11 protein-coding genes and 1 tRNA gene are annotated in these 20,442 nt (G+C 70.6%); 8 read left to right on the forward strand and 4 right to left on the reverse strand.

The window, feature by feature from the left end; genetic code table 11:
* Positions 1-41: 41 nt before the first annotated feature.
* On the reverse strand, positions 42-2,519 hold the full coding sequence (locus tag NQ038_RS00965) for a DEAD/DEAH box helicase (RefSeq protein WP_257061497.1): 2,478 nt from the start codon (positions 2,517-2,519) through the stop codon (positions 42-44).
* A gap of 36 nt (positions 2,520-2,555) precedes the next feature.
* Here NQ038_RS00965 and NQ038_RS00970 point away from each other — a divergent pair, with 36 nt between their 5' ends.
* Genes NQ038_RS00970 through NQ038_RS00980 form a run of 3 tightly spaced genes read left to right on the forward strand, consistent with a single transcriptional unit; the run spans position 2,556 to position 8,972 of the window.
* On the forward strand, positions 2,556-4,406 hold the full coding sequence (locus NQ038_RS00970; protein WP_257061500.1) for an HSP90 family protein: 1,851 nt from the start codon (positions 2,556-2,558) through the stop codon (positions 4,404-4,406).
* Positions 4,399-7,353, forward strand: coding sequence for a hypothetical protein (locus NQ038_RS00975; RefSeq protein WP_257061502.1), 2,955 nt, complete (start codon positions 4,399-4,401; stop codon positions 7,351-7,353). Before NQ038_RS00970 ends, NQ038_RS00975 begins: the two co-directional genes overlap by 8 nt.
* A complete protein-coding gene (locus NQ038_RS00980) occupies positions 7,350-8,972 on the forward strand; it encodes a class I SAM-dependent methyltransferase (protein ID WP_257061504.1) in 1,623 nt (540 codons plus the stop codon). The genes NQ038_RS00975 and NQ038_RS00980 overlap by 4 nt, the downstream gene beginning before the upstream one ends.
* 7 nt (positions 8,973-8,979) lie before the next feature.
* Here NQ038_RS00980 and NQ038_RS00985 read toward each other — a convergent pair whose 3' ends face one another.
* Positions 8,980-10,344, reverse strand: a complete 1,365-nt coding sequence (locus NQ038_RS00985) for a hypothetical protein (RefSeq protein WP_257061505.1) — start codon at positions 10,342-10,344, stop codon at positions 8,980-8,982.
* An 85-nt stretch (positions 10,345-10,429) separates the two neighbouring features.
* Here NQ038_RS00985 and topA point away from each other — a divergent pair, with 85 nt between their 5' ends.
* Positions 10,430-13,312, forward strand: a complete 2,883-nt coding sequence (gene topA / locus NQ038_RS00990) for a type I DNA topoisomerase (protein ID WP_373456758.1) — start codon at positions 10,430-10,432, stop codon at positions 13,310-13,312.
* Between the two features lie 64 nt (positions 13,313-13,376).
* Here topA and NQ038_RS00995 read toward each other — a convergent pair whose 3' ends face one another.
* A complete protein-coding gene (locus NQ038_RS00995) occupies positions 13,377-14,132 on the reverse strand; it encodes a lipoate--protein ligase family protein (protein WP_257047973.1) in 756 nt (251 codons plus the stop codon).
* A gap of 68 nt (positions 14,133-14,200) precedes the next feature.
* Between NQ038_RS00995 and tmk the strand changes: the two genes are divergently transcribed.
* Together tmk and NQ038_RS01005 are read left to right on the forward strand one after the other, a co-directional pair.
* Positions 14,201-16,912 carry a dTMP kinase gene (gene tmk, locus NQ038_RS15525; protein WP_257047974.1) on the forward strand — a complete coding sequence of 904 codons (2,712 nt, stop codon included), beginning with the start codon at positions 14,201-14,203 and terminating at the stop codon, positions 16,910-16,912.
* Positions 16,909-18,069, forward strand: a complete 1,161-nt coding sequence (locus NQ038_RS01005) for a DNA polymerase III subunit delta' (protein WP_257047975.1) — start codon at positions 16,909-16,911, stop codon at positions 18,067-18,069. Before tmk ends, NQ038_RS01005 begins: the two co-directional genes overlap by 4 nt.
* A 30-nt stretch (positions 18,070-18,099) precedes the next feature.
* Here the strand turns inward: NQ038_RS01005 and NQ038_RS01010 are convergent, their stop codons facing one another.
* Positions 18,100-19,212: a M20/M25/M40 family metallo-hydrolase gene (locus tag NQ038_RS01010; RefSeq protein ID WP_257047976.1), complete on the reverse strand. Its 1,113-nt coding sequence runs from the start codon at positions 19,210-19,212 to the stop codon at positions 18,100-18,102.
* A 130-nt stretch (positions 19,213-19,342) separates the two neighbouring features.
* On the opposite strand from NQ038_RS01010, the gene NQ038_RS01015 reads away from it, so the two are divergent.
* A tRNA-Thr gene (locus NQ038_RS01015) sits at positions 19,343-19,415 on the forward strand.
* Positions 19,416-19,537: 122 nt separating this feature from the next.
* On the forward strand, positions 19,538-20,401 hold the full coding sequence (locus NQ038_RS01020; protein ID WP_257047977.1) for a universal stress protein: 864 nt from the start codon (positions 19,538-19,540) through the stop codon (positions 20,399-20,401).
* The last annotated feature ends 41 nt before the right edge of the window (positions 20,402-20,442 follow it).

A 20,442-nucleotide genomic window follows, 5' to 3' on the forward strand; every position in this document is an offset into this window, starting at 1 on the left:
CCGAAAATCCGCATGAACCGGCCACTGGATGATCGACCCACTCATCGAGTGTGCAGCAGGGCGCGCAGCAGGCGTCGGGCAGCGTCCTTGTCCAGTGGATCGTTGCCATTGCCGCACTTGGGTGACTGCACACACGACGGACAGCCGGCCACACACTCACAGGACTCGATCGCCTCGAGCGTGGCCCGCTGCCAAGCGTCGAACCCGGCGAAACCACGTTCGGCGAAGCCCGCCCCGCCGGCCTGCCCGTCGTGGACGAACACCGTGGCCCGCCCCGTGTCCACGTGCATGGCCGTCGACACCCCGCCGATGTCCCACCGGTCGCACCCGGCGAACAGGGGCAACAGGCCGATCGAAGCATGCTCTGCGGCATGCACCGCACCGGGCAGCTGCGCCTGATCCACTCCCGCGTCCTCCAACAGATCCGGTGGCGCGGTCCACCACACCGCATGGGTGCGCAGATCCCGGCCCGGCAGATCCAGCGGGAACTCGCCCAGGACCACGCCCGTGCCGTTCTGCTTGCGCTGATACCCGGTCACCTGCTCGGTCACGACGACCATGCCGTGGTTGACCGTGGCCCCCGAGGGCAGCGTGTAGGACTCCTCGCAGGACTCCACCGTGATCTCGCTGAGCGTGCGCGCCCGCGTCGAATAGTCCACCTTCTGCCGCACCACCAGCGCCACCCGCTCGGCCAGGTCCAGCTCGGTGACCACATAGCCCACTCCCTGGTGCAGGTACACGGCCCCGGCATGCACCTGCGCATGGGAAGCGGCATCGTCGATCGTGCCCAGCAGGGTCCCAGTGGCGGCCTCGACGATGCGCACCTGCGCCTGCCCCGAACCGCGGATATCGGTCAACGCGGCAGCGGACTCCGCCTTGGCCCAGAACCAGCCGGCCGGCCGGGCCCGCAGCATCTTCGCCGCCGTCAACCCGGCCACGACCTCGGCGGCACCCGGACCGAAGAACTCCAGATCCTCCCCGGTCAACGGCACTTCCTGGGCCGCCGCGCACAGGTGCCCGCCCAGCACATATGGATTCTCCGGATCGATCACCCCGGCATCCACTGGGGCGCCGAAGACGGCCTCGGGATGATGGACGACGAAGGTGTCCAGGGGATCGTCGCGGGCGATGAGCACGGCCAGCCATTCGCGCCCGGCCCGGCCCGCCCGCCCCGCCTGCTGCCACAGGCTGGCCAGGGTGCCCGGCCAGCCGCACATGACGACCAAGTCCATCCCGCTTAAGTCCACGCCCAACTCCAGCGCGTTCGTCGAGGCGACCGTGTGCAGCCTGCCACCCCGCAAGCCCAGCTCCAGGGCCCGACGCTCCTCCGGCAGATACCCACCGCGGTAGGCCACCACCGTCCCGGCCAGCTCGTCGGCGACATCGGAAACCTTCGTGCGCACGGCATCGGCCAGCACCTCGGTGCCCCGCCTGGAGGCGATGAAGGCGATCGCGCCCAGGCCCGCACAGGTCGAATCGGCCAACACGTCTGCGGCCTCCGATATCGTCGAGCGGCGCACCGGGGCGTCCGCCGGCAGTGCGCTCGCCGTGGCCAGGGCTGCGGGCCCGGCGGAATCCTCCCAGGGGTCGTCGAGGCCGGCCGCCTCCGTTTCGAGTCGGGCCTCCGCCGCCGCGGCCCCTCTGGCGAAACCGCCCCTGTCCCCGTCGTCCGGCCCCGCGTCGGCGAAACCCGCAGCCAGCGCGGCGTCGGCGGCCGGGGTCAGGGGCGGTTCCCACAGCACGAACGTGCCCGGCGCGCGCGGTGATCCGTCCTCGGTGATCTCCACCGCCGGACGTCCGGTGAACCTGGCGAAAGCCGCGGCCGGTTCGGCCATCGTCGCCGATGCCCCGATCACGGTGGGCGCGGCACCGTAGTGGGCGGCGATCCGCAGCAGTCGGCGCAGCACCAGTGCCACATGGGATCCGAAGACGCCCCTGTACCGGTGCGCCTCGTCGATCACGATATAGCGCAGCGCCTTGAACCAGCGGCCGAACCGGATGTGGTTCGGCAGCACGCTGCGGTGGAGCATATCCGGATTCGTCAGGATGACATTGGCGTACATCCTGCTCCAGTCCTTGTCCGCCTGGGCGGCGTCCCCGTCGTATCCCACCGGCCGCAGGCCCTTGAGTGGCAGGCTCTTCAGCGCCCCCAACTGATCGTGGGCCAGGGCCTTGGTCGGGGACAGGTAGATGGCGGTGGCCTGACGCACCGGAATGTCATCGCGCGTGCGGACCACCGCATCCAGGATCGGCAGCAGATAGCCCAGCGACTTCCCGGATGCGGTGCCGGTGGCCATAACGGTGTCGTGCCCGGCATGTGCGGCATTCGCGGCGGCGGCCTGATGGGTGAAGGGCCGGGCGATCCCGGTGCGCTCGATCACGCCCCGGACCTCGGCGTGCAGCCAATCCGGCCAGTCGGCGTACCGGGCGGAGCGGGCAGGCAGCGCCTCGAGATGCGTCACCCGATCGGCTCTGGCGCCGTGGGCGGTGAGCAGGTCGATCAACTGGGAGGAGGCCATGGGGACTATTATCCCCGCCGCCGTTAGGCTGGATGGGTGACGAACGAACTTACCCGGCCCTTCCAAGTGCATCTGCGCGGGGTCGTCGAACTCCTGTCGCGCAGCATCTACTCCGGCCCGCAGGTCTATCTGCGCGAACTCATGCAGAACGCCCACGATGCGATCGCCGCGCGCCGCGCGGCCGACGGTGGCGGATCGCGCATGATCATCACCCCGCTGGGGCCGGGGCAGGACTATCTGCAGGTCGCCGACGACGGCATCGGCCTGACCGGCGCCGAGGTCTCGGACCTGTTGGCGACCGTCGGCCGTTCGTCCAAACGCGACTTCCTGGACCTGCCCAGGTCGGACCGCCTGGGGCAGTTCGGCATCGGGCTGCTGTCGTGCTTCATGATCGCAGACGAGATCACGGTGCTCAGCCGTTCGGCCGCCGGCGGTCCCGGTGTGGCATGGACCGGCCGGGCCGACGGCACGTTCACGGTCCGGGAAACGGACGAGCCCATGCCGGTGGGCACCCGGGTGCGTTTGCGCCCGCGCGGGGACGATGCGGACCTGGCCAGGGAGAAGTCGGTGTTCGAACTGGCCCGGCGCTTCGGCGAGTATCTGCCCACCCCGGTCGACGTGGTGCGCGTCGACGGCCGGGAGCAGCGGATCAACCGCGCCCCCGTCTTCTGCAATCCGGCCCAGGCGGATGCCTCGGCGCTGCTGGAGCTGGGCGAGGAGCTGATCGGCGCGCGGCCCATCGAGGCGATCCCGCTGGACGTGCCCGCCACCGGTACCACGGGCGTCGCCTACGTTCTGCCCTATGCCCCGGCACCCGGTGCCCGGCAGGCCACCCGCGCCTATCTGGGCGGGATGTTGCTGTCGGAGCGCTTGGACGATCTGCTGCCCGAATGGGGCTTCTTCGTCCGCTGCGTCGTCAACACGACCGGTCTGCACCCCACCGCCGCGCGCGAGGCGCTCATCGAGGACGCCGCCCTCGACCTGACGCGCGACGCGATCGGTGACACCCTGCGCCGCTGGGTGCTCTCGATCGCAGCCACCCGGCCGGCGGCCCTGAGCGAATTCCTGGCTATCCACCAGCTGGGGCTCAAAGCGGTGGCCGTCCACGACGAGGAACTCGCCGACCTGCTGCTGCCGCACCTGCGGTTCGAGACCTCGGCCGGCCCCGCCCTGCTGACGGACCTGGTGCGCGCCCACCCACGGCTGCGCTACACGACCAGTGTCGACGAATTCCGGCAGCTCAGCCCGCTGGCCGCCCCCGACGCCCCGCTGGTCAACGCCGGCTACGTCTACGACGAGGCCCTGCTGCACCGGCTGCCCGAAATCGTGCCGGGCGCGGTGGTGGTGCCGGCCAGCGCGACGGAGCTGGTCGACGCCCTGGCCGAACCGCCGCTGGCCGAGCGCCCGGCGGTCACCGCCTTCGAGGCCCGCTGCACCGCGGCCCTGGACGATGTGGATACCGGTGTGACGGTCCGCTGCTTCGCCCCGGCAGACGTCGCGGCCGTCTACGTCGTCGACGGCCAGGTGCTCGAACAGACGACCAGGGCCGAGGTGGCCCGGGAGTCCGGCGGCCTGTTCGGTTCCCTGCTGAGCAAGTTGGCCGCGGCCCCGGCCGGGCCCGTGGGCCGCCTGTGCCTGAACTGGCACAACCGGCTGGTGCGCACCCTGGCCGAATCCACCGGACCGGCCTTCGCACCGACGGTGCGGGTCCTCTACGTCCAGGCGCTGATGGCCGGTCGGCGCAGCCTGGAGCGCGGCGACCGGCGGATTCTGGACCGGGCGCTGACCGACATCGTGACGCTGAGCGTCGAGAGCCCGGACCCGACGGGCAACGGGACCGGGGACGGGACCGGGGACGGGACCGTCGAGGGGAGCGGTGATGAGTGAACAGAACATGGGCCCGGCCGAGCTGCTGGCCCGCGTCGACGCGCTGCCCTTCGGCCCGACCGGTCGTGCACTGCTCGACGAGGCGCTGGAACTGGTGCGGGCGGCCGGGGACGAGGAGACCGAATACCGGGTGCGGATGCGCCTGGTGGCCTTCGCCGAAATGGGCGGCGACGTCGACGGCGTGCTGCAGAACTTCGCCTGGTGCGTCACCCACAACGAGTCCGACCCACAGCGCTTCCCGACAGTGGTCGACGACTGCGATCTGCTCTGGTATTACAAGTGGATCCCCGCGACCCTGGCCACCAATCCCGCCTTCCGGCTGGCCGACGTCTCCGATGCGCTGGCGGACATGGAACAGCGCTACCGGCGCGAGGGCGTAGGCCTGTCCGGGGTCTACCAGGCGCGCTTCTCCCAGGCCTACCGGACCGGCGATCTGGACATGGCGGAGGAGTACAGGCAGCTGTTGACCATGACGCAGCGCGATGAGTACAGCCACTGCGAGGCCTGCGAGCGCGCCGAACTGGTCGACTACTATCTGGAGCGCGGCGACGAGGCCAGGGCCCTGGAGTACTACGACGAGATCCTGGCCGGGCAGTTCAGCTGTGGTGAGGAGCCCGAATCCGTGATGGCCTCGGTCCTGGTGCCGCTGCTGCACGCCGGACGCGACGATGACGCGCTGTTCGCCCACCGGGCCGGCTACCGGATGGCCAAGGAGAACGATGCGCTGCTGCCGGTGGTGGCGGCGCACATCGAGTTCTGCGCCCTGACGGGGAACCTGTCCCGGGCCCTGACCCTGCTGGAGCGCCACCTGCCCCAGCTGGGCCACGACGCCCTGGACGTCGGCGGGCACTTCGGCGTGCTGACCCATCTGCTGACCGCGCTGCGGATCATCGCGGCGGCAGGCCACGGCTCGCTGACCGTGCGCGGCTCCGACGACCCCCGTCTGGTGCCGGTGCTCGGCGAGCACTCGGGGCCCTACACGGTGGACCGGCTGGCCGAGGTCGCTGAGGTCACGGCGGATCGGATCGCCACGGCCTTCGACCGTCGCAATGACAACGGGCGCTTCCATGCGCGCCTCGACCTGGCACGGGTTCGCGTGGGGCAGGGCCGGGACCTGCTCTTCGGTATCCAGGTGCCGCCCGCGGCCCCACAGCCGGCCGCCCAGCCGCAGGACGCCGCCGGCTGGGCCGATCTGGTGGCCTGGCGGCTGATCGACGGGGACCTGGCGGCGGCGGACCGGGCGCTGCGGGCCGCATTCGCCCTGGACCCGGAACCCGCTGACCGGCTCTATCTATGGCAGCTGGCCTGCGAACTGCACACAATCGCAGCGGACGCCGGCGCCCTGGACGATGAGTCCCTGGACCTGAGCCGGATGGCGCGCTCGGCCGACATCGCCCACACGGTGACGATGCGCGTCGCCGCCTATGAGGCCCTGGGCCTGCCGGCCGAGGCCGCCTTCGAGCGGGCATACGGGCACCTGGCCCTGGGCGGGCCGGACGAGGACAAGGCGGAGGAGATCGGCCGGATCCTCGAAACGGAGTCGGAGTCGACCGAAACCGGACGGGGCCGGGCACGGCTGCTGCTGGCCCAGGCCAGGAACTTCCGGGCCCGCTCCGGCGACCGCTCACTCGACGACGCCACCCGCGGGCAGATGGAATCCATGGCCTACGAGTTCTACCGCACGGCGCGCCTGGTCGCAGCCGCGGCCGGCGATGCGGATGCGGTGCGCACGGCGCTGACCGGTGCGGCCTGGCTGGTGCCGATCGACGCAGATGAGGGCAGGACCCAGCTCGAACTGCTCGACGCCCTGGCGCAAGCGGACCCCCGCGGTCCGCAGGTCTACGACCTGGTCTATCTGCGCGCGGTCGCAGCGGCGGAGATCGACGGCGATGCCGAGGCGGCGGCCCGCCTGGCGGGCCAGGCCGCGGACGTGGCACTGGCGCACCGTGGCCTGCTGCCCCTGCACCAGGTCACCGGATTGCGCGCCCGGCTGCTGTTCAGCCTCGACCGCGGGCCGCAGGTGGCCGCCGCCCTGCACGTGTTCAATGCCTCGGCCAGGGAGGCCGGGCAGCCGGCGGACAGCCAGATGGTCGTATGGGAGGCCGAGAGCCTGCTGGGGGCCGGAATGGCCGAGGACGCGCTGGACCTCCTGAGCGACCTGGCCGACGGGCTCGAGGCCGATGAGTCGACGCTGCCGGGGGAGACGGCCCTGTCCCAGTACTGGCTGGGGGTGGCGGCGAACGCCTGCGAGTACTACCAGGCCGCCTACACCGCGTGGCTGCGTTCCCTGCTGGTGTCCCAGGCGGCCTCCGAACAGGCCCCGGAGCATCAGGACGCGCAGTTCGCGATCTCCTTCGGCGTCAAATCGGGCAGGCAGCTGATGGACCTGGCGCTGCGCGCGGAAGAGGAGGCGGAGGCCAGGCGGTTCGCCGCCCAGGTGCTCGAGCTGGCCGCCCGCTCGGCCGATACGACCCTGCTGGTGGCGGCCAAGCGCCACGTCGGCCGGGTGCTGGGCGAACTTGGCGATGAGGCCGGACTCGAGCTGCTGCGCACGGCGCTGGAGGACTCGCAGGAGGCCGGGCTGCATCCCTGGTACATCGCCGATGCCCGCGACACCTACGGGCGGACCCTGCTGCGGCTGGGCCACACGGATGAGGCGGTGCCCCAGCTGTTGCAGGCCGCCGATGGCTATCTGGGCACCGGTGACGAGGAGAACGCGGCCTATGCCGAATACGCTGCGGCCCAGGCGCTGATCGCCGCGGACCAACTCGAGGATGCGGCGAACGTGCTCTCCGGTGCCCTGGACAAGGTGGTGGGTGTGCCTGGGCCCGCGCGCACCGCGATCGCCACCGTCTACGCCGGCGTGCTGGCCACGCTGGGCCGCAATGTCGAGGCCGGGCGGATCCGGGCCTATATCGACGTCGACGAACCGATGGAAGAGGCATGATGGCGGAATCGGCAGAGGTCCCGGCGGATAGCACCCCGGCCACCCCCGCGGTGCCGGAGTCGGATAGTGGCACCCTGGCCGCGCTGCGTGGCGTGCTCGCGGACGCGAACTTCACCCCGGCTGGGCTGCGTGGGCACTGGGGCACCCGGATCGAGGCGGCCCTGGAGCGCAACAACGCCGCCCCGGCCCTGTGGTTCACCCGCGGGGCCAAAGCCGGACTGCCCGTGCTGGCCCGGCTGTTCGTGCTCGACGCCGGAGTCGACTGGGCCGCGGCGGAGGCGACCTTCGGCGCCGACCTGCTGCGGGACCTCGGCGGCGCCGGCCTGCTGGTCGAGGGGCCCGACGGCATCCACGCCACCCTGGACCTCAAGCCCTATGCGGTGCCCGTTGGCGTGCCCCGGTACTTCCCCGACGGTCGGCCGGCCGGCGATGTGCTCTACCTGTTCTCCGACCACGGGACGTTGACCCGCGGCGAGGTCGCGGGCGATTTCGTGCTGGGCCTGGGCGGGGCCGGGCGCACCCTGGTCGAGATCACCCCGCGCCGGCCGGTCGAACTGGCGGCCGACATCGGCTGCGGCTGCGGCATCCAGGCCCTGCTGCTGGCCAGGCATGCCCGGCGCGTGGTGGCCACGGACGTCTCCGAGCGCGCCCTGGCGATGACCCGGCTGGGCGCGGGCCTGGCGGGGCTGGACAATGTTCAGACCCGGTTGGGCTCGCTGTTCGAGCCGCTGGACGAACCCGTGGACCTGCTGGTGTCCAATCCGCCCTTCGTCATCACCCCGCAGGGCCACACGCAGACCCTGGAGTACCGCGACGGCGGGAGGCCCGGCGATGAGCTGATGCGCGCGGTCCTCTCCGGCGCGCCGGAGCACCTGCGTCCCGGGGGACAGGCGGCCTTCCTGGGCAACTGGGAGTCCGATCCGCTGGCCTGGATCACCGCCGACGACACCGACGTGATGATCATCGAACGCGAACGGCTCGACGCCGTGGCCTATGCCGAGACCTGGATTCGCGATGGCGGGGTGCCGCGTGCCTCACGGCGCTGGAACGCCGACACGGCCACCTGGCTGGAGGACTTCCGCGCTCGCACAGTGTCCGAGGTGGCCTTCGGCTGGGTGCGCATGCAGCGGGCCGAGGACGCAGAGCCCAGTGGGAGCGCCGAAAGTGCAGAGTCCGGCGAGACAGTCGGCGCGGGCGAGCCGCTGCGCCACCTGGAAGTCATCAGCGGGACGCTGGGCGCGAACAACGCAGGGCTGGCACTGCACCTGGACACCCGGCTGGCCATGCTGCAGTGGCTGGCCGGTGTGGACTTCGCGGAGCTGGTGGGCACGAAGTTCCTACGCGCAAGCGATGTCACGGAGCACCGGCACTTCACCCCGGGCGCCGAGGAGCCGACGATGATCACCCTGGAGCAGGGCACGGGATTCGCGCGGACCTTCGACACGGACACAGCGCTGGCAGGGTTCGTGGGGGTGGCCGATGGGACGCTGACCCTGGGCCAGGTGGGCGCGGCGCTGGCGCAACTGTTGGGCGTGGACGCTGCGGCCCTGACCGCGCAGTTGGCCGAACAGCTGCACACCCTCATCCCCGCCGGCATCGTCTACCCCGCGGGGGAGTAACCCGGAGTCAGTCGCGGACCCAGTGGCCGGGATCGGGTTCGTCGCACCAGCGCCAGGTGACGGTGCGCCCCATCCGCTGGGGTAGGTCGTGCAGCCAGAAGGTCTCATCGGGATTCCAGCCGGCCATGACGGTCGCCTCATTGCCGTGGCCGATCCGCTTGTCACCTGGCAGCCAGCCCATTCCGCCCACGGGCAGGGCGCGCCCCGCGGTGCGCAGATAGCCCGCCAGGCTCACGTGCACGGCATCGTAGTGTTCGGCCACCTGCTGCCAGTCCGGGATGAGCCAGCGGACATCGCGGCCGGTGGCCAGGTACCAGACATTGCGGCGGGAGGCGGAGACGTCCAGGGGGAAGCGCCGGACCAGGACGACCCAGTCCTCGGGCGTGTGGATCTCGTGGATCCGCATGGCCGAACCGACCGGGGGCAGGCAGGCGGTGACCCGTGCGGTCTCCGGGTCGAAGGAATCCTCCACCAGATACAGTTCGCTGGGTCCCGGCGCCAGGGGATACGGGCCCGAGGTGGTGGTCAGGTTGCGCGGCGGGCACGACCACCATTCCCCGCCGGCCATCGCGCCGGGATCGCGTTTGAAGTGTTTGCGGTCCCGTTGTTCGGCGTCGACGGTCTGGGACCACCAGTCCAGGAGGATGGCGGTGGCCGGCTGCGGATTGAGTTCCGACTTGGCAAGGGCCTCGGAGCCGGTGCCCGCTGCGGAGTCCGTGCCGGCTCCGGTTCCGGCCTCGGCCGTATCCTCGTCCTCGATCCAGTCGACGGCGAACTGCTCACCGGGATCGCAGACGGCCTCCCAGCCGTGTAGCGCGCCCGAGTCCACCAGGAGCCCTGCGACCCGGCGCAGGCATGCTGCGACCCGTGGGTTCTCCGCCAGCAGATCGTCCCCGTCGGGCTCCTGCCAGTAGCGGGCGTTGTTGATCGCAATGCCCCAGGCCTCGTCGAGCATTCCGGCGGTCGCCGCCGGGGCGAATTCGCCCAGCAGCCGCAGGGCGCGGCCCAGTGCCGCGCCCGCGGCCGCCGCGGACCGCTGTGGGTCGGGGTCGTCATCCGGGTCGGGGGAGAGGGCCTCGGCCGGCAGCATGCTGTAGAGCAGGCCGGAGCCCGGGCCGAAGAGGCCCCAGTCGCGCGGTTCGCGCGTCGAATACCGGACCACGGTGGAACCGGCGCCCGGATCCAGCGCATATGAGGCCTCGCCCACGGTGGAGAACAGCTCCTTCAGTTCCCTGCCGATGCGATCGAGCGGCTCCCCTGAGCCGTCGGAGTGCGCGGCGAAGACCCGGCCCAAGGCCACCTGGAGGAACTCGAGGACCAGCCTGCGGCCGCGCGGGCCGTCGAGCAGATCCGCACCACTTAGATCAGCCATATGGCCAGCCTACCTGCGTGGAGGGTGAGTGTCCCGCGTTCGCCAAGCGGGTACCTTATATATAGGGTGGGCTGCGGACGCACCAATGCGCACCAATCCGTGTCCAAGAAAAGTCGAAAGGAACGCAGTGCCCACAACTGCTTCTCATCCGCGTCGCCTGGTCATCGTCGAGTCGCCAACGAAGGCGCGCACGATCGTCGGCTATCTGGGCGACGGCTACGACGTCGAGGCCTCGGTCGGTCACATCCGCGACCTGCCGCAGCCCTCGGAACTGCCCCCGGAGATGAAAAAGGGCCCCTACGGCAAGTTCGCCGTGGATGTGGAGAACGACTTCAAGCCCTACTACCGGGTCGACCCCGGCAAGAAGAAGAAGGTCGCGGAACTCAAGCGCCTGCTCAAGGACGCCGACGAACTCTATCTGGCAACCGATGAGGACCGGGAGGGCGAGGCGATCGCCTGGCACCTGCTCGAAGTGCTCAAGCCCAAGGTCCCGGTCAAGCGCATGGTGTTCCACGAGATCACCCCCGAGGCCATCCAGCGCGCCCTGACGAACACCCGCGAGATCGACGGGGCACTGGTCGACGCACAGGAGACCCGCCGCGTCCTCGACCGCCTCTACGGCTACGAGGTCTCGCCCGTGCTGTGGCGCAAAGTGGGATCCGGCCTGTCCGCCGGCCGCGTGCAGTCGGTGGCGACCCGCCTGGTCGTCCAGCGCGAACGCGAGCGCATGGCCTTCGTGTCCGCGTCCTACTGGGACCTGGACGTGGAACTCAAAGCCCCCGACGGCACGGTCGCACCCAAGGACGCCGCACCCTTCCCCGCCCGCCTGACCAGCTACAACGGCACCCGGGTGGCCACCGGCCGCGACTTCGACGACCGTGGCAAGCTCAAGGCCAAGTCGGATGTGGTGGTGCTCGACGAGGCCATCGCCACCGGACTGGCCGAAGCGCTGAACGGCCCGGCCCACGATGCGCTGAGCGTTTCCGGGCTGGAGACCAAGCCGTACTCGCGCAAGCCCGCGGCGCCCTTCACCACCTCGACCCTGCAGCAGGAGGCCGGGCGCAAACTGCGGATGAGCTCGCGCCAGGCCATGCGGACCGCGCAGTCGCTGTACGAGAACGGCTACATCACGTACATGCGTACCGACTCGTCGATGCTCTCAGGGCAGGCGATCAGTGCTGCGCGCAGCCAGATCTCGGAGCTCTACGGCCCCGAATACGTGCCGAACTCCCCGCGCGTCTACGCCGCGAAGTCCAAGGGCGCGCAGGAGGCCCACGAGGCGATCCGGCCCGCCGGCGATTCCTTCCGCACCCCGGCACAGGTGTCCGGCAAACTCTCCGGCGACGAATTCCGGCTCTACGACCTGATCTGGAAGCGCACCGTGGCCAGCCAGATGGCCGATGCCAAGGGCAAGACCGCCACGATGCGGATCGAAGCGCAGCTGCCGGCCGGAGCGGACGGTGCCGAGCGCACCGCCGGCTTCACCGCCTCGGGCACGGTCATCACCTTCCGCGGTTTCCTGGCCGCCTACGAGGAGGGCCGCGACCAGGAGCGCTACGACGCGTCCAAGGGCGAATCCCGCCTGCCCGAGGTCGCCGAGGGCTCCGCACTGTCCGTGGCCCACGCGGCCCCGGCCGGGCACCAGACCGCCCCGCCGCCGCGCTTCACCGAGGCCAGCCTGGTCAAGCAGCTCGAAGAGCTGGGGATCGGCCGGCCCTCGACCTACGCCGCGATCATCTCGACGATCCAGGACCGCGGCTACGTCCGCAACCGCGGCTCCGCCCTGGTGCCCACCTGGGTCGCATTCTCCGTGGTGCGCCTGCTCGAAGGGCACTTCGGCGACCTGGTGGACTACCAGTTCACCGCCGACCTGGAAAGCGACCTGGACCATGTGGCCAGCGGTGAGCGCCGCGGCGCGGACTGGCTGGCCGACTTCTACTACGGCGACAAGTCCGCCGGCCACCCCGGCCTCAAACCCACCGTGGACGATCTGGGCGATATCGACGCCCGTGAGATCAACACGGTGCGCATCGACGACGGAGTCGCCCTGCGGGTGGGCCGCTACGGGCCCTATCTGGAGGTCACGGCACCCGCCGGCGGTTTGCAGGAGGGCGACGATCCCAAGCGCGTATCCGTCCCGGACGACCTGGCCCCGGACGAACTGACGCGCGAGAAGGCCGCCGAACTCATCGCCGGCGCCGGCGACGGGGACCGCGAACTGGGTGTGGACCCGGCCTCCGGGCACACGATCGTGGCCAAGACCGGCCGCTTCGGCCCCTACGTCACGGAGATCATCCCCGAAGCAGAACAGGGCAAGGGCAAGAAGAAGGTCAAGCCGCGCACCGGATCGCTGCTCAAATCCATGGACCTGGGCACCGTCGACCTGGACCAGGCGCTGCAACTGCTGAGCCTGCCCAGGGAGGTGGGCAAGGACGCGGACGGCGTGGCCATCACCGCGCAGAACGGCCGGTACGGGCCGTACCTGAAGAAGGGCACGGACTCGCGCTCGCTGGAGACCGAGGAGCAGATCTTCTCCATCACCCTTGAGGAAGCGGAGAAGATCTACGCCCAGCCCAAGACCAGGGGCCGACGGGCCGCCGCGGCTCCGCTCAAGGAGTTCGGCGCCGATCCGGTCAGCGAGAAGCCGGTGGTGCTCAAGGACGGCCGCTTCGGCCCCTACGTCACCGACGGGACGACGAACGCCACCCTGCGCAAGGACGATTCGGTCGAGTCGATCACCCCGGAGCGTGCCTTCGAGCTGATCGCCGAGAAACGCGCCAAGGGCCCGGCGAAGAAGCGCGGGGCCGCGAAGAAGGCACCGGCGAAGAAGACGACCACCAAGAAGACGACGGCCGCGAAGACGGAGGCCGAGAAGAAGGCCGCCCGCTCGGCCGCCGCGAAGAAAGCCGCCGCGACCCGGAAGGCCAATGCGGCGAAGAAGGCGGCCGAGGCCGCGGGCCAGAGCTGAGCACCCCCGCGCCGGCGGGGTCCGCCCCGTCGGCCCGGGCCCTCGGGTGCCCGCGCGCCGGAACTCAGCCGCGCGGCAGCCGCTGCCGGTCGTTGTACGGCCGCGCGGCGGCCAGCTCCGCCGCGGTGAAGTCGCCTGCGACCAGGGTGTAGTGCTCCCGGTATGCGGCCAGGAGTGATTCGTGCACCTGCTCGACCGTCACCTCCGGATGGATCTCGTCGATCGCCCCGCCAGTGGCCGGATCCCACTCCACACCCAGGGCCGCCTCGATGTCGGTCAGTGCCGCGCGCACCCGGGCGGCGTCCGTGACGATGATCGACGAGGAGAACAGCCAGCCGCGGTTCGTCACCCGCTGGGCCGTGCCGATCGCCTTGATCCGCCCCGCCACATTCACACTGTGCTCACCCGGGCAGTACTCGCCGGGGATCTCACCCATCTGGGCATCCACCCCCACCGCGCGCAGGGCCGCGGCGTACATCAGCCCGAACTGCGTGAACCGCTCCTGCGTGCCGGAGAGCAGATCATCGGCCGGCTCCACATGATCGACCACCAGGGAACCCTCCGTATAGACGGCGACCCGCCCGCCCAGGGTGCGCAGCGCCGGGGTCAGCCCGTGGTCCAGCGCGGCCTCGATCGCGGCGGGGAAGCCCGGCAGGAACCGGTCACGCGCGCCGAACACCGCGGTGGGCGCCGGACGGTAGATCCGCAGGGCGGCACCGCGCTCGCGGGAGCGGACCCGGTCCAGCAGGACACGGGCCAGGGACAGAGCGGTCAGGGGGTCCTGGCTGCCGATAGGCAACAGTGTGAGTTCGGGTAGCACGCTTCAAGCGTACCCATCCGGCGCGCTGTGCGGGCTCTACGTCCGTGCTGCCAAGTAGGCTTGGAGTCGTGAGTACTTTAGAGCCACCGGTGAAGCGCACGACCCTGGGCCATCTTGTACTGGAGACCAGCTCCTGGCTCGTCGTCGTGACGACGGCCGCGCTGTGCTATTGCATCGGCGGAATGATAGGGATCTCAGGGGTGCTGTGGCCGGCGCGACTGGGCGGGGTCTGGCATGCGCAGACCTCCGGCGGATTCGACTTCTCCACCGGCACCTGGTGGCTGCTGATCGCAGCCGTCGTGCTCAGCGTGGGCTTCATCGTGCCACAGAAGGTCTTCGAACAGATGCTGCCGGCGGTGCGTTCGAAGGTGCTGACCGGCTTGGGCGCCGCCACCGGCGTGGTCGCCGGGGTCTTCGCCTTCGTGCCCAGCGCCTGGCTGGGCTGGACGGCCTGCCTGCTGCTCGGCGCGCTGTTGGCGGCGGTGACCCGGCACGTCCCCCAGCTGCATCGCAAGCCGTGGCGCACTGCCGGGATCGGCGTGGGCGTCAGCCTGTTCGTCCTGGCCATCGCCCAGCTGGCGGTCGGCACCGGTGCAGCGGCCGGCACGCTGTCGTGGCTGCTGGCGCTCGGTGCCCTCGGCGTATTGGCTGGTTCGCTCCTGGTGTTCCTGTCCCCGGACGTGAACCCTGCGGATCTGCCCCAGCCCACTGCTGCGATCAACACGCGCCAGGCCCTGCCCGGCACCCGCGCGCCCGTTGACATCGCCAATCCCTGGGTCTGCCATCTGTTGGTCGCCCTGCTTGCCGCGGGCCTGGTGCTGGCCCTGCCGGTGGTCACGGAGAACGGATACGGGCTGGCCGGCTTCGCCCTGGCGGTTCTGGCGATCCTGGGCGGTTGGGCATCCGGCTACGAGGTCGGGCCGACCTTCGCACCGGGCATGTCGCGTCCGCGTCTGACATCGTTGGCACTGGTGGCGGCCGGCCTGGCCGGTGTCGGCACCGGCGTGCTGACCGAGCTCTCCGGCCTGGTGCTGATGAGCTTCCTCGCCGCATTCTGTGTGGGGGTGGGGCTGCGCGCCCAGCCCTACCCGATCAGCCGCCGCTACGGCTTGGCCGCCGGTGGCCTGCTGGGCCTGGTGCTGGCGGCCCTGCTGCCGCGTTTCGACGTGGCCTTCAATGCGGACTTCACCTGGAGCATGACCCCGGCGATGGGCACGCACATCCTGCTGGGCCTGGCCGCGATCGTTGCCGGCGTCATCGCCCTGTTCACCTTCGCCCCGCAGGGCATCCGGGGGATCGGCGTGGACCTGGTCCACGCCTTCACCCCGTTGCGCACGGCGGTGGCGCAGGCCGCTGCACAGAAGACAGGGGAGGCGGGTGTCGATGACACCGCCGATTCCGCCGAGGACGCGGCGACCACCGTGCTGTCGGCCGGGCACGGGTCCTCTGCAGACTCGGCCGCGGGGTCGGCGGCCGGGCCCGCTGCGGGTCCCTCCGCAGGTACGGCGGCTCCGGAACATCCCGGTGTCTTCATCACCTTCGAGGGGATCGACGGTTCGGGCAAGACGACCCAGCTGCGCTTGCTGGCCCAGCACCTCAAGGACAACGGACTGGACGATGTCGTATCCACCCGTGAACCGGGCGGGACCCCGGCCGGGGTGCAGATCCGGCAGGTCGTGCAGGGTGGGGATCCGGTGGCTCCGCGGGCGGAGGCACTGCTCTACGCAGCCGACCGGGCCGACCACGTGGCCTCCCTGGTGCGTCCTGCCCTGGAACGTGGGGCGGTGGTGCTCGGCGATCGCTACACGGATTCCTCCATCGCCTATCAGGCCGCGGGCCGGGAACTGTCCGCCGAGGACATCGCGGGGCTCTCGGAGTGGGCCACCCTGGGGCTCCGGCCCGATCTGACCGTGCTCATCGACGCGGATCTGGCGGCGGCGGGCAAGCGGACTGCCGAACGCGGGGAGGAGAACCACTTCGACCGCGAGGCCGACGACTTCCGCACACGCGTGCGCCGGGCCTTCCGGGAACTGGCCCAGGCCGACCCGCAGCGCTATGTCGTGATCGACGGGACGCGCGGTGTCGAGGAGGTCGCCGCCGATGTGGTGGGTGCCCTGGACCCGCTCATCGCGGCCCGGATCGCCGATTACGAGGCTCCCGTCCCGCTCGGCGATGACGCCGCGGAGCCGGAGCCGGACTCCGAGCAGGTGACCGAAACAGGTTCCGAAACCGATTCCGGGGCCGGGTCTGAAACCGATTCTGAAACCACGGAGGTCGACGAGGAGATCGAGGACCTGGACTCCGACGTCGAACTCGAGGACCTCGAAGCCGAGGTCGACGAGCTCGAGGGTGAAGTCGAACGGGATCCGGACGACGACTATCTGCCGGAGTTCCTGCGCGAGGGCATGGACCCCGAAGAGGTCCACTGGGCCTCGCAGGTGGCCACTGACCGCATTATGGAACGGGGAGAGCGCGCGGCGGGGTCCGAATCCGGGGAACCGGACGGGGCCGATGAGCCGGTGGATGTGGACCCGGCAGACGCGGGCCCGGTGGATGTGGAGCCGGAGGAGGCGGAGCCCGAACCCGCGCAGCAGGCGGGGGAGGCCCCGGCCCCGGAAGAGCCGGAGGAGGCGCCCACCACGGCGCTGCGGCCCCGCTTCGATTCCAGCCGGCTGCGCGCGCAGGCGCAGATCGAACGGCAGGCCAGGGAACGACTGCGCCAGGCGAAGCTGCGCCAGCAGCAGGCCAAGAACACGCGCGAAGACGGTGACCGTCAGTGAGCGTCTGGGGTGAACTCGTCGGCCAGTCCGCTGCGATCGACGTGCTGTCCCACGCCGCGCACGCCGCGGCCACCGGTAGCGCGGGGATGACCCACGCCTGGCTCATCACTGGCCCACCGGGATCCGGTCGGTCGAATGCTGCGCGCGCCTTCGCAGCGGCCCTGCTCACCCCGGACGAGGGTGCCGCGGATACGCCCGCCGCGCGCCGGGCCCTGGCCGGGACACACGAATCGATGACCGTCATGTCCACGCAGAAGGCGCTCATCACGATCGACGAGGTGCGCGAACTGGTGGGCACCGCCCAGACGGCACCGGTCAACGCCGATTGGCGCGTGATGATCATCGAGGACGCGGACAGGATGACGGAGCGCACCTCGAACGTGTTGCTCAAATCCATTGAGGAACCGCCGCCGGCCACCGTGTGGATCCTGTGCGCGCCCAGTCCCGAGGATGTGCTGACGACCATCAGATCGCGCTGTCGCAATGTCAATCTGCGCATTCCCCCGGTCCAGGCGATCGCGGATCTGCTGGTGTCACGCGACGGCGTCGATCCGGAGCGGGCACGGTGGGCGGCCGCCGCGGCGCAGAACCACATCGGCCGGGCCCGGTACCTGGCCAGGGACCAGGACGCGGCGCTGGACCGCGAACACGTGCTGGGCATCCCCGGGCGGTTGAAGTCCGTGGGCGCGACCGTGCGCCTGGCCGCCAAGATGGTCGACCTGGCTCAGGAACGCGCGGCAGCGCGGACCGCGGAGCGCAACGCACAGGAACGCTCCCGGCTGTTGACCACCCTGGGGGTGGAGGAGGGTAAACCGGCGCCTCCGGCCCTGCGCGCCCAGGTCAAGCGCCTCGAAGAGGAACAGAAGCGCAGGGACGCCCGCGCCCGCAGCGATGAACTCGATGCGATGCTGCTGGAGTTGCTGTCGCTCTACCGCGATGTGCTGCTGTTCCAGCTGGGGCGCACCGATGGCTGGATCAACCTGGGCTCGGAGGAGCGGATTCGCAAACTTGCCCAGGACGGGGACGCCGAGTCCACCCTCAAGCGCATCGACGTGCTCGGCCTGGCGCGCCGCCGACTGCAGACGAACACCGCTCCGCTGCTGATCATGGAGGCGGCCTTCATCGGCCTGTCGAATCCCTGGCTCAGCGTGGACTGACCCGCCCGTCCCCGCGCAGGTGTGCGGAGCTCAGCCCAGCAGCTGGTCGACCAGGTGGGCGACCAGTTCGACGCGGCGCGGGATCCACTCGATCAGCGCGTGTTCGGTGTCGGCGTGCGAACCGCCGCCCACCGTGCCCAGCCCGTCCAGGGTCGGCACGCCCAGGCCCGCGGTGAAGTTCCCGTCGGAGCCGCCGCCCACCTCGACCTCGGCCAGGGCCGGATGCCCCAGTTCCCCTGCGATCCTTGCGGCGCGTTTGAACAGGGGCAGGGCCAGGGCACGCTCCAGCGGGGGCCGGTTGATCCCGCCGTAGAGTTCCAGCCCGGCCCCGGGGATCTCCGGGCGCAGCCCGTGCAGCAGGCGGTCGACCAGCACCTGTTCGTGCGCGGTCTGCGCGCGCGAGTCGATTGCGACGGAGGCCTGCGCGGGAATGGTGTTCGTGGTCGTCCCCGAGGTCATGACGGTGGGGGTGACCGAGGTGCCGTCGGCCGTCTGCCGGTCCAGGGCGGCGATGCGCAGCACCTGGGCGGCGACCTCGGTGGTGGCGTTGATGCCCTTCTCCGGTTCGACACCGGCGTGGGAGGCCCGACCGGTGATCTCCAACCGGTACAGGGCAACGCCCTTGCGACCGGTCTTCACCGCGCCCTCCCGGTGGCCTTCGCCGCTTTCGAACACGAGTGCGGCCTCTGCGCCGGCGGCCTCGGCCTCGATGATGCCGCGCGAGGACACCGAGCCGATCTCCTCATCGCCGGTGATGAGCAGGCTGACCCCGTCCAGGTTCCCGCGGTTCGCGCGTACGGCGGCCAGGGCGTGCAGGGCGATGAGGTCCCCGCCCTTCATATCGTCGGTACCGGGGCCTCGGACCACACCGGCGCGAATCGAGAAGGGAATGCGCGCCAGTGTGCCCAGCGGCCAGACCGTGTCGTGGTGACCGATCAGTACGACACTGCGCGGGCCCGAGCCGAAGCGCCAGAGCAGGTGTGGGGCGTCGCCGGGGGTCAGGACCCGGGGCGCGGCACCCAGCAGCGAGGCGCCCACACGTGCCACCAGATGGGCGGAGCGCGACAGTGCTGCGGGGTCCGAGGTGGGGGATTCGCATTCGACCAGGGTCTTGAACTGGGAGAGGAAGAGCTCGAGGTCCATTCGTCCAGTCTACGGGGCACTGCGTCGGTGGGGCATGGCCCCGGCGCGCTGCGCCCGACTCGCCTGTGGTCGACATCTCAATTCGCAGCTTTGACCTGGAGGCAGCTGAGCCGATAGAGTTATCTGCGTTGCCGCTTTAGCTCAGTCGGCAGAGCGTCTCACTCGTAATGAGAAGGTCGTGAGTTCGATTCTCACAAGCGGCTCGGCAATCCGAACCCCGGCACCATGATTCCATGGTGTCGGGGTTCTGTCGTGCCGGCGCCTGTTAGGATCTGTTGCGTAGTGCTCTGCTGCATAGTGCAAAGGCGTAACCGGGAGGCTGTCCGTGGGCAACGGCAAGTTCATCGTCGTCGGAATCGACGGATCGCAGGCATCGCGGGAGGCCGCCTGGTGGGCAATGAAGGACGCCAGGTCCACCGGGATCGAAGTCCGGTTGGTCGCGGTGGTCGACGAATCCCAGCTGGAGCGGGCCGACGCCCGGCTCGAGGAGCTGGCCGACGAACTCTCCACACACGCCCCTGAAGCGGTCTTCACCACCCTGGCCACCACCGGCGATCCGGCCGAGGTGCTGGTCGACCTGGCCGCGGATGCGACCCTCCTGGTGTTGGGCGAACACGGCAAGGACGAGGCCGAGCCCGGCCGTCTGGGCACCGTGGCGGCCGGTATCCCCGGGCATGCTCTGTGCAGTGTGCTGATCCTGCGGCAGACGCCCGGGCAGAAGGCCGAATCCGAGGTTCCCGACGGCCATCCGCGCGACCGCAAGCCGGTGGTCGTCGGCTTGGACACCTCGGTGTACTCCGCGATCGCGACCATCGATGCCGCGATCTACGCCCGGGTGCTCGGCGTGCCGCTGCGGGTGCTGACGGTGATCCGCGAGGACGAACCCGGCGATCTGGTCGCCACGCAGGTCGAATTCGACCTGGCCTGGTTGCGCGCGGAGGTCCCCGGCGCCGTGATCGTGCACGAATACGTGCCGGCCGCGGGCCGCACGCCCGCCGAGGTGCTGGTCGAGGCCGGCGATGAGGCCTCCGGGCTGGCCGTCGGAAAGCGCGGTATGGGGCTGTTCGAGAGCATGCGGGTACAGCTGGGGCGGACCTCGGCCGCTGTGTTGCGCGATGCGCGCTCCAGCGTGCTGTTCGTGCCGTACCGCGAGGACCGACGTTTGGAGACCCGGCGCGAGGTCCGCTGAGGCGATCCCTGCACATCCCAGGCGTCGGCGCGCTGGGATGT

The organism is Brevibacterium sp. 50QC2O2 (genome assembly GCF_024580675.1).
In the GTDB taxonomy this organism is placed as follows: Bacteria; Actinomycetota; Actinomycetes; order Actinomycetales; family Brevibacteriaceae; genus Brevibacterium; species Brevibacterium moorei.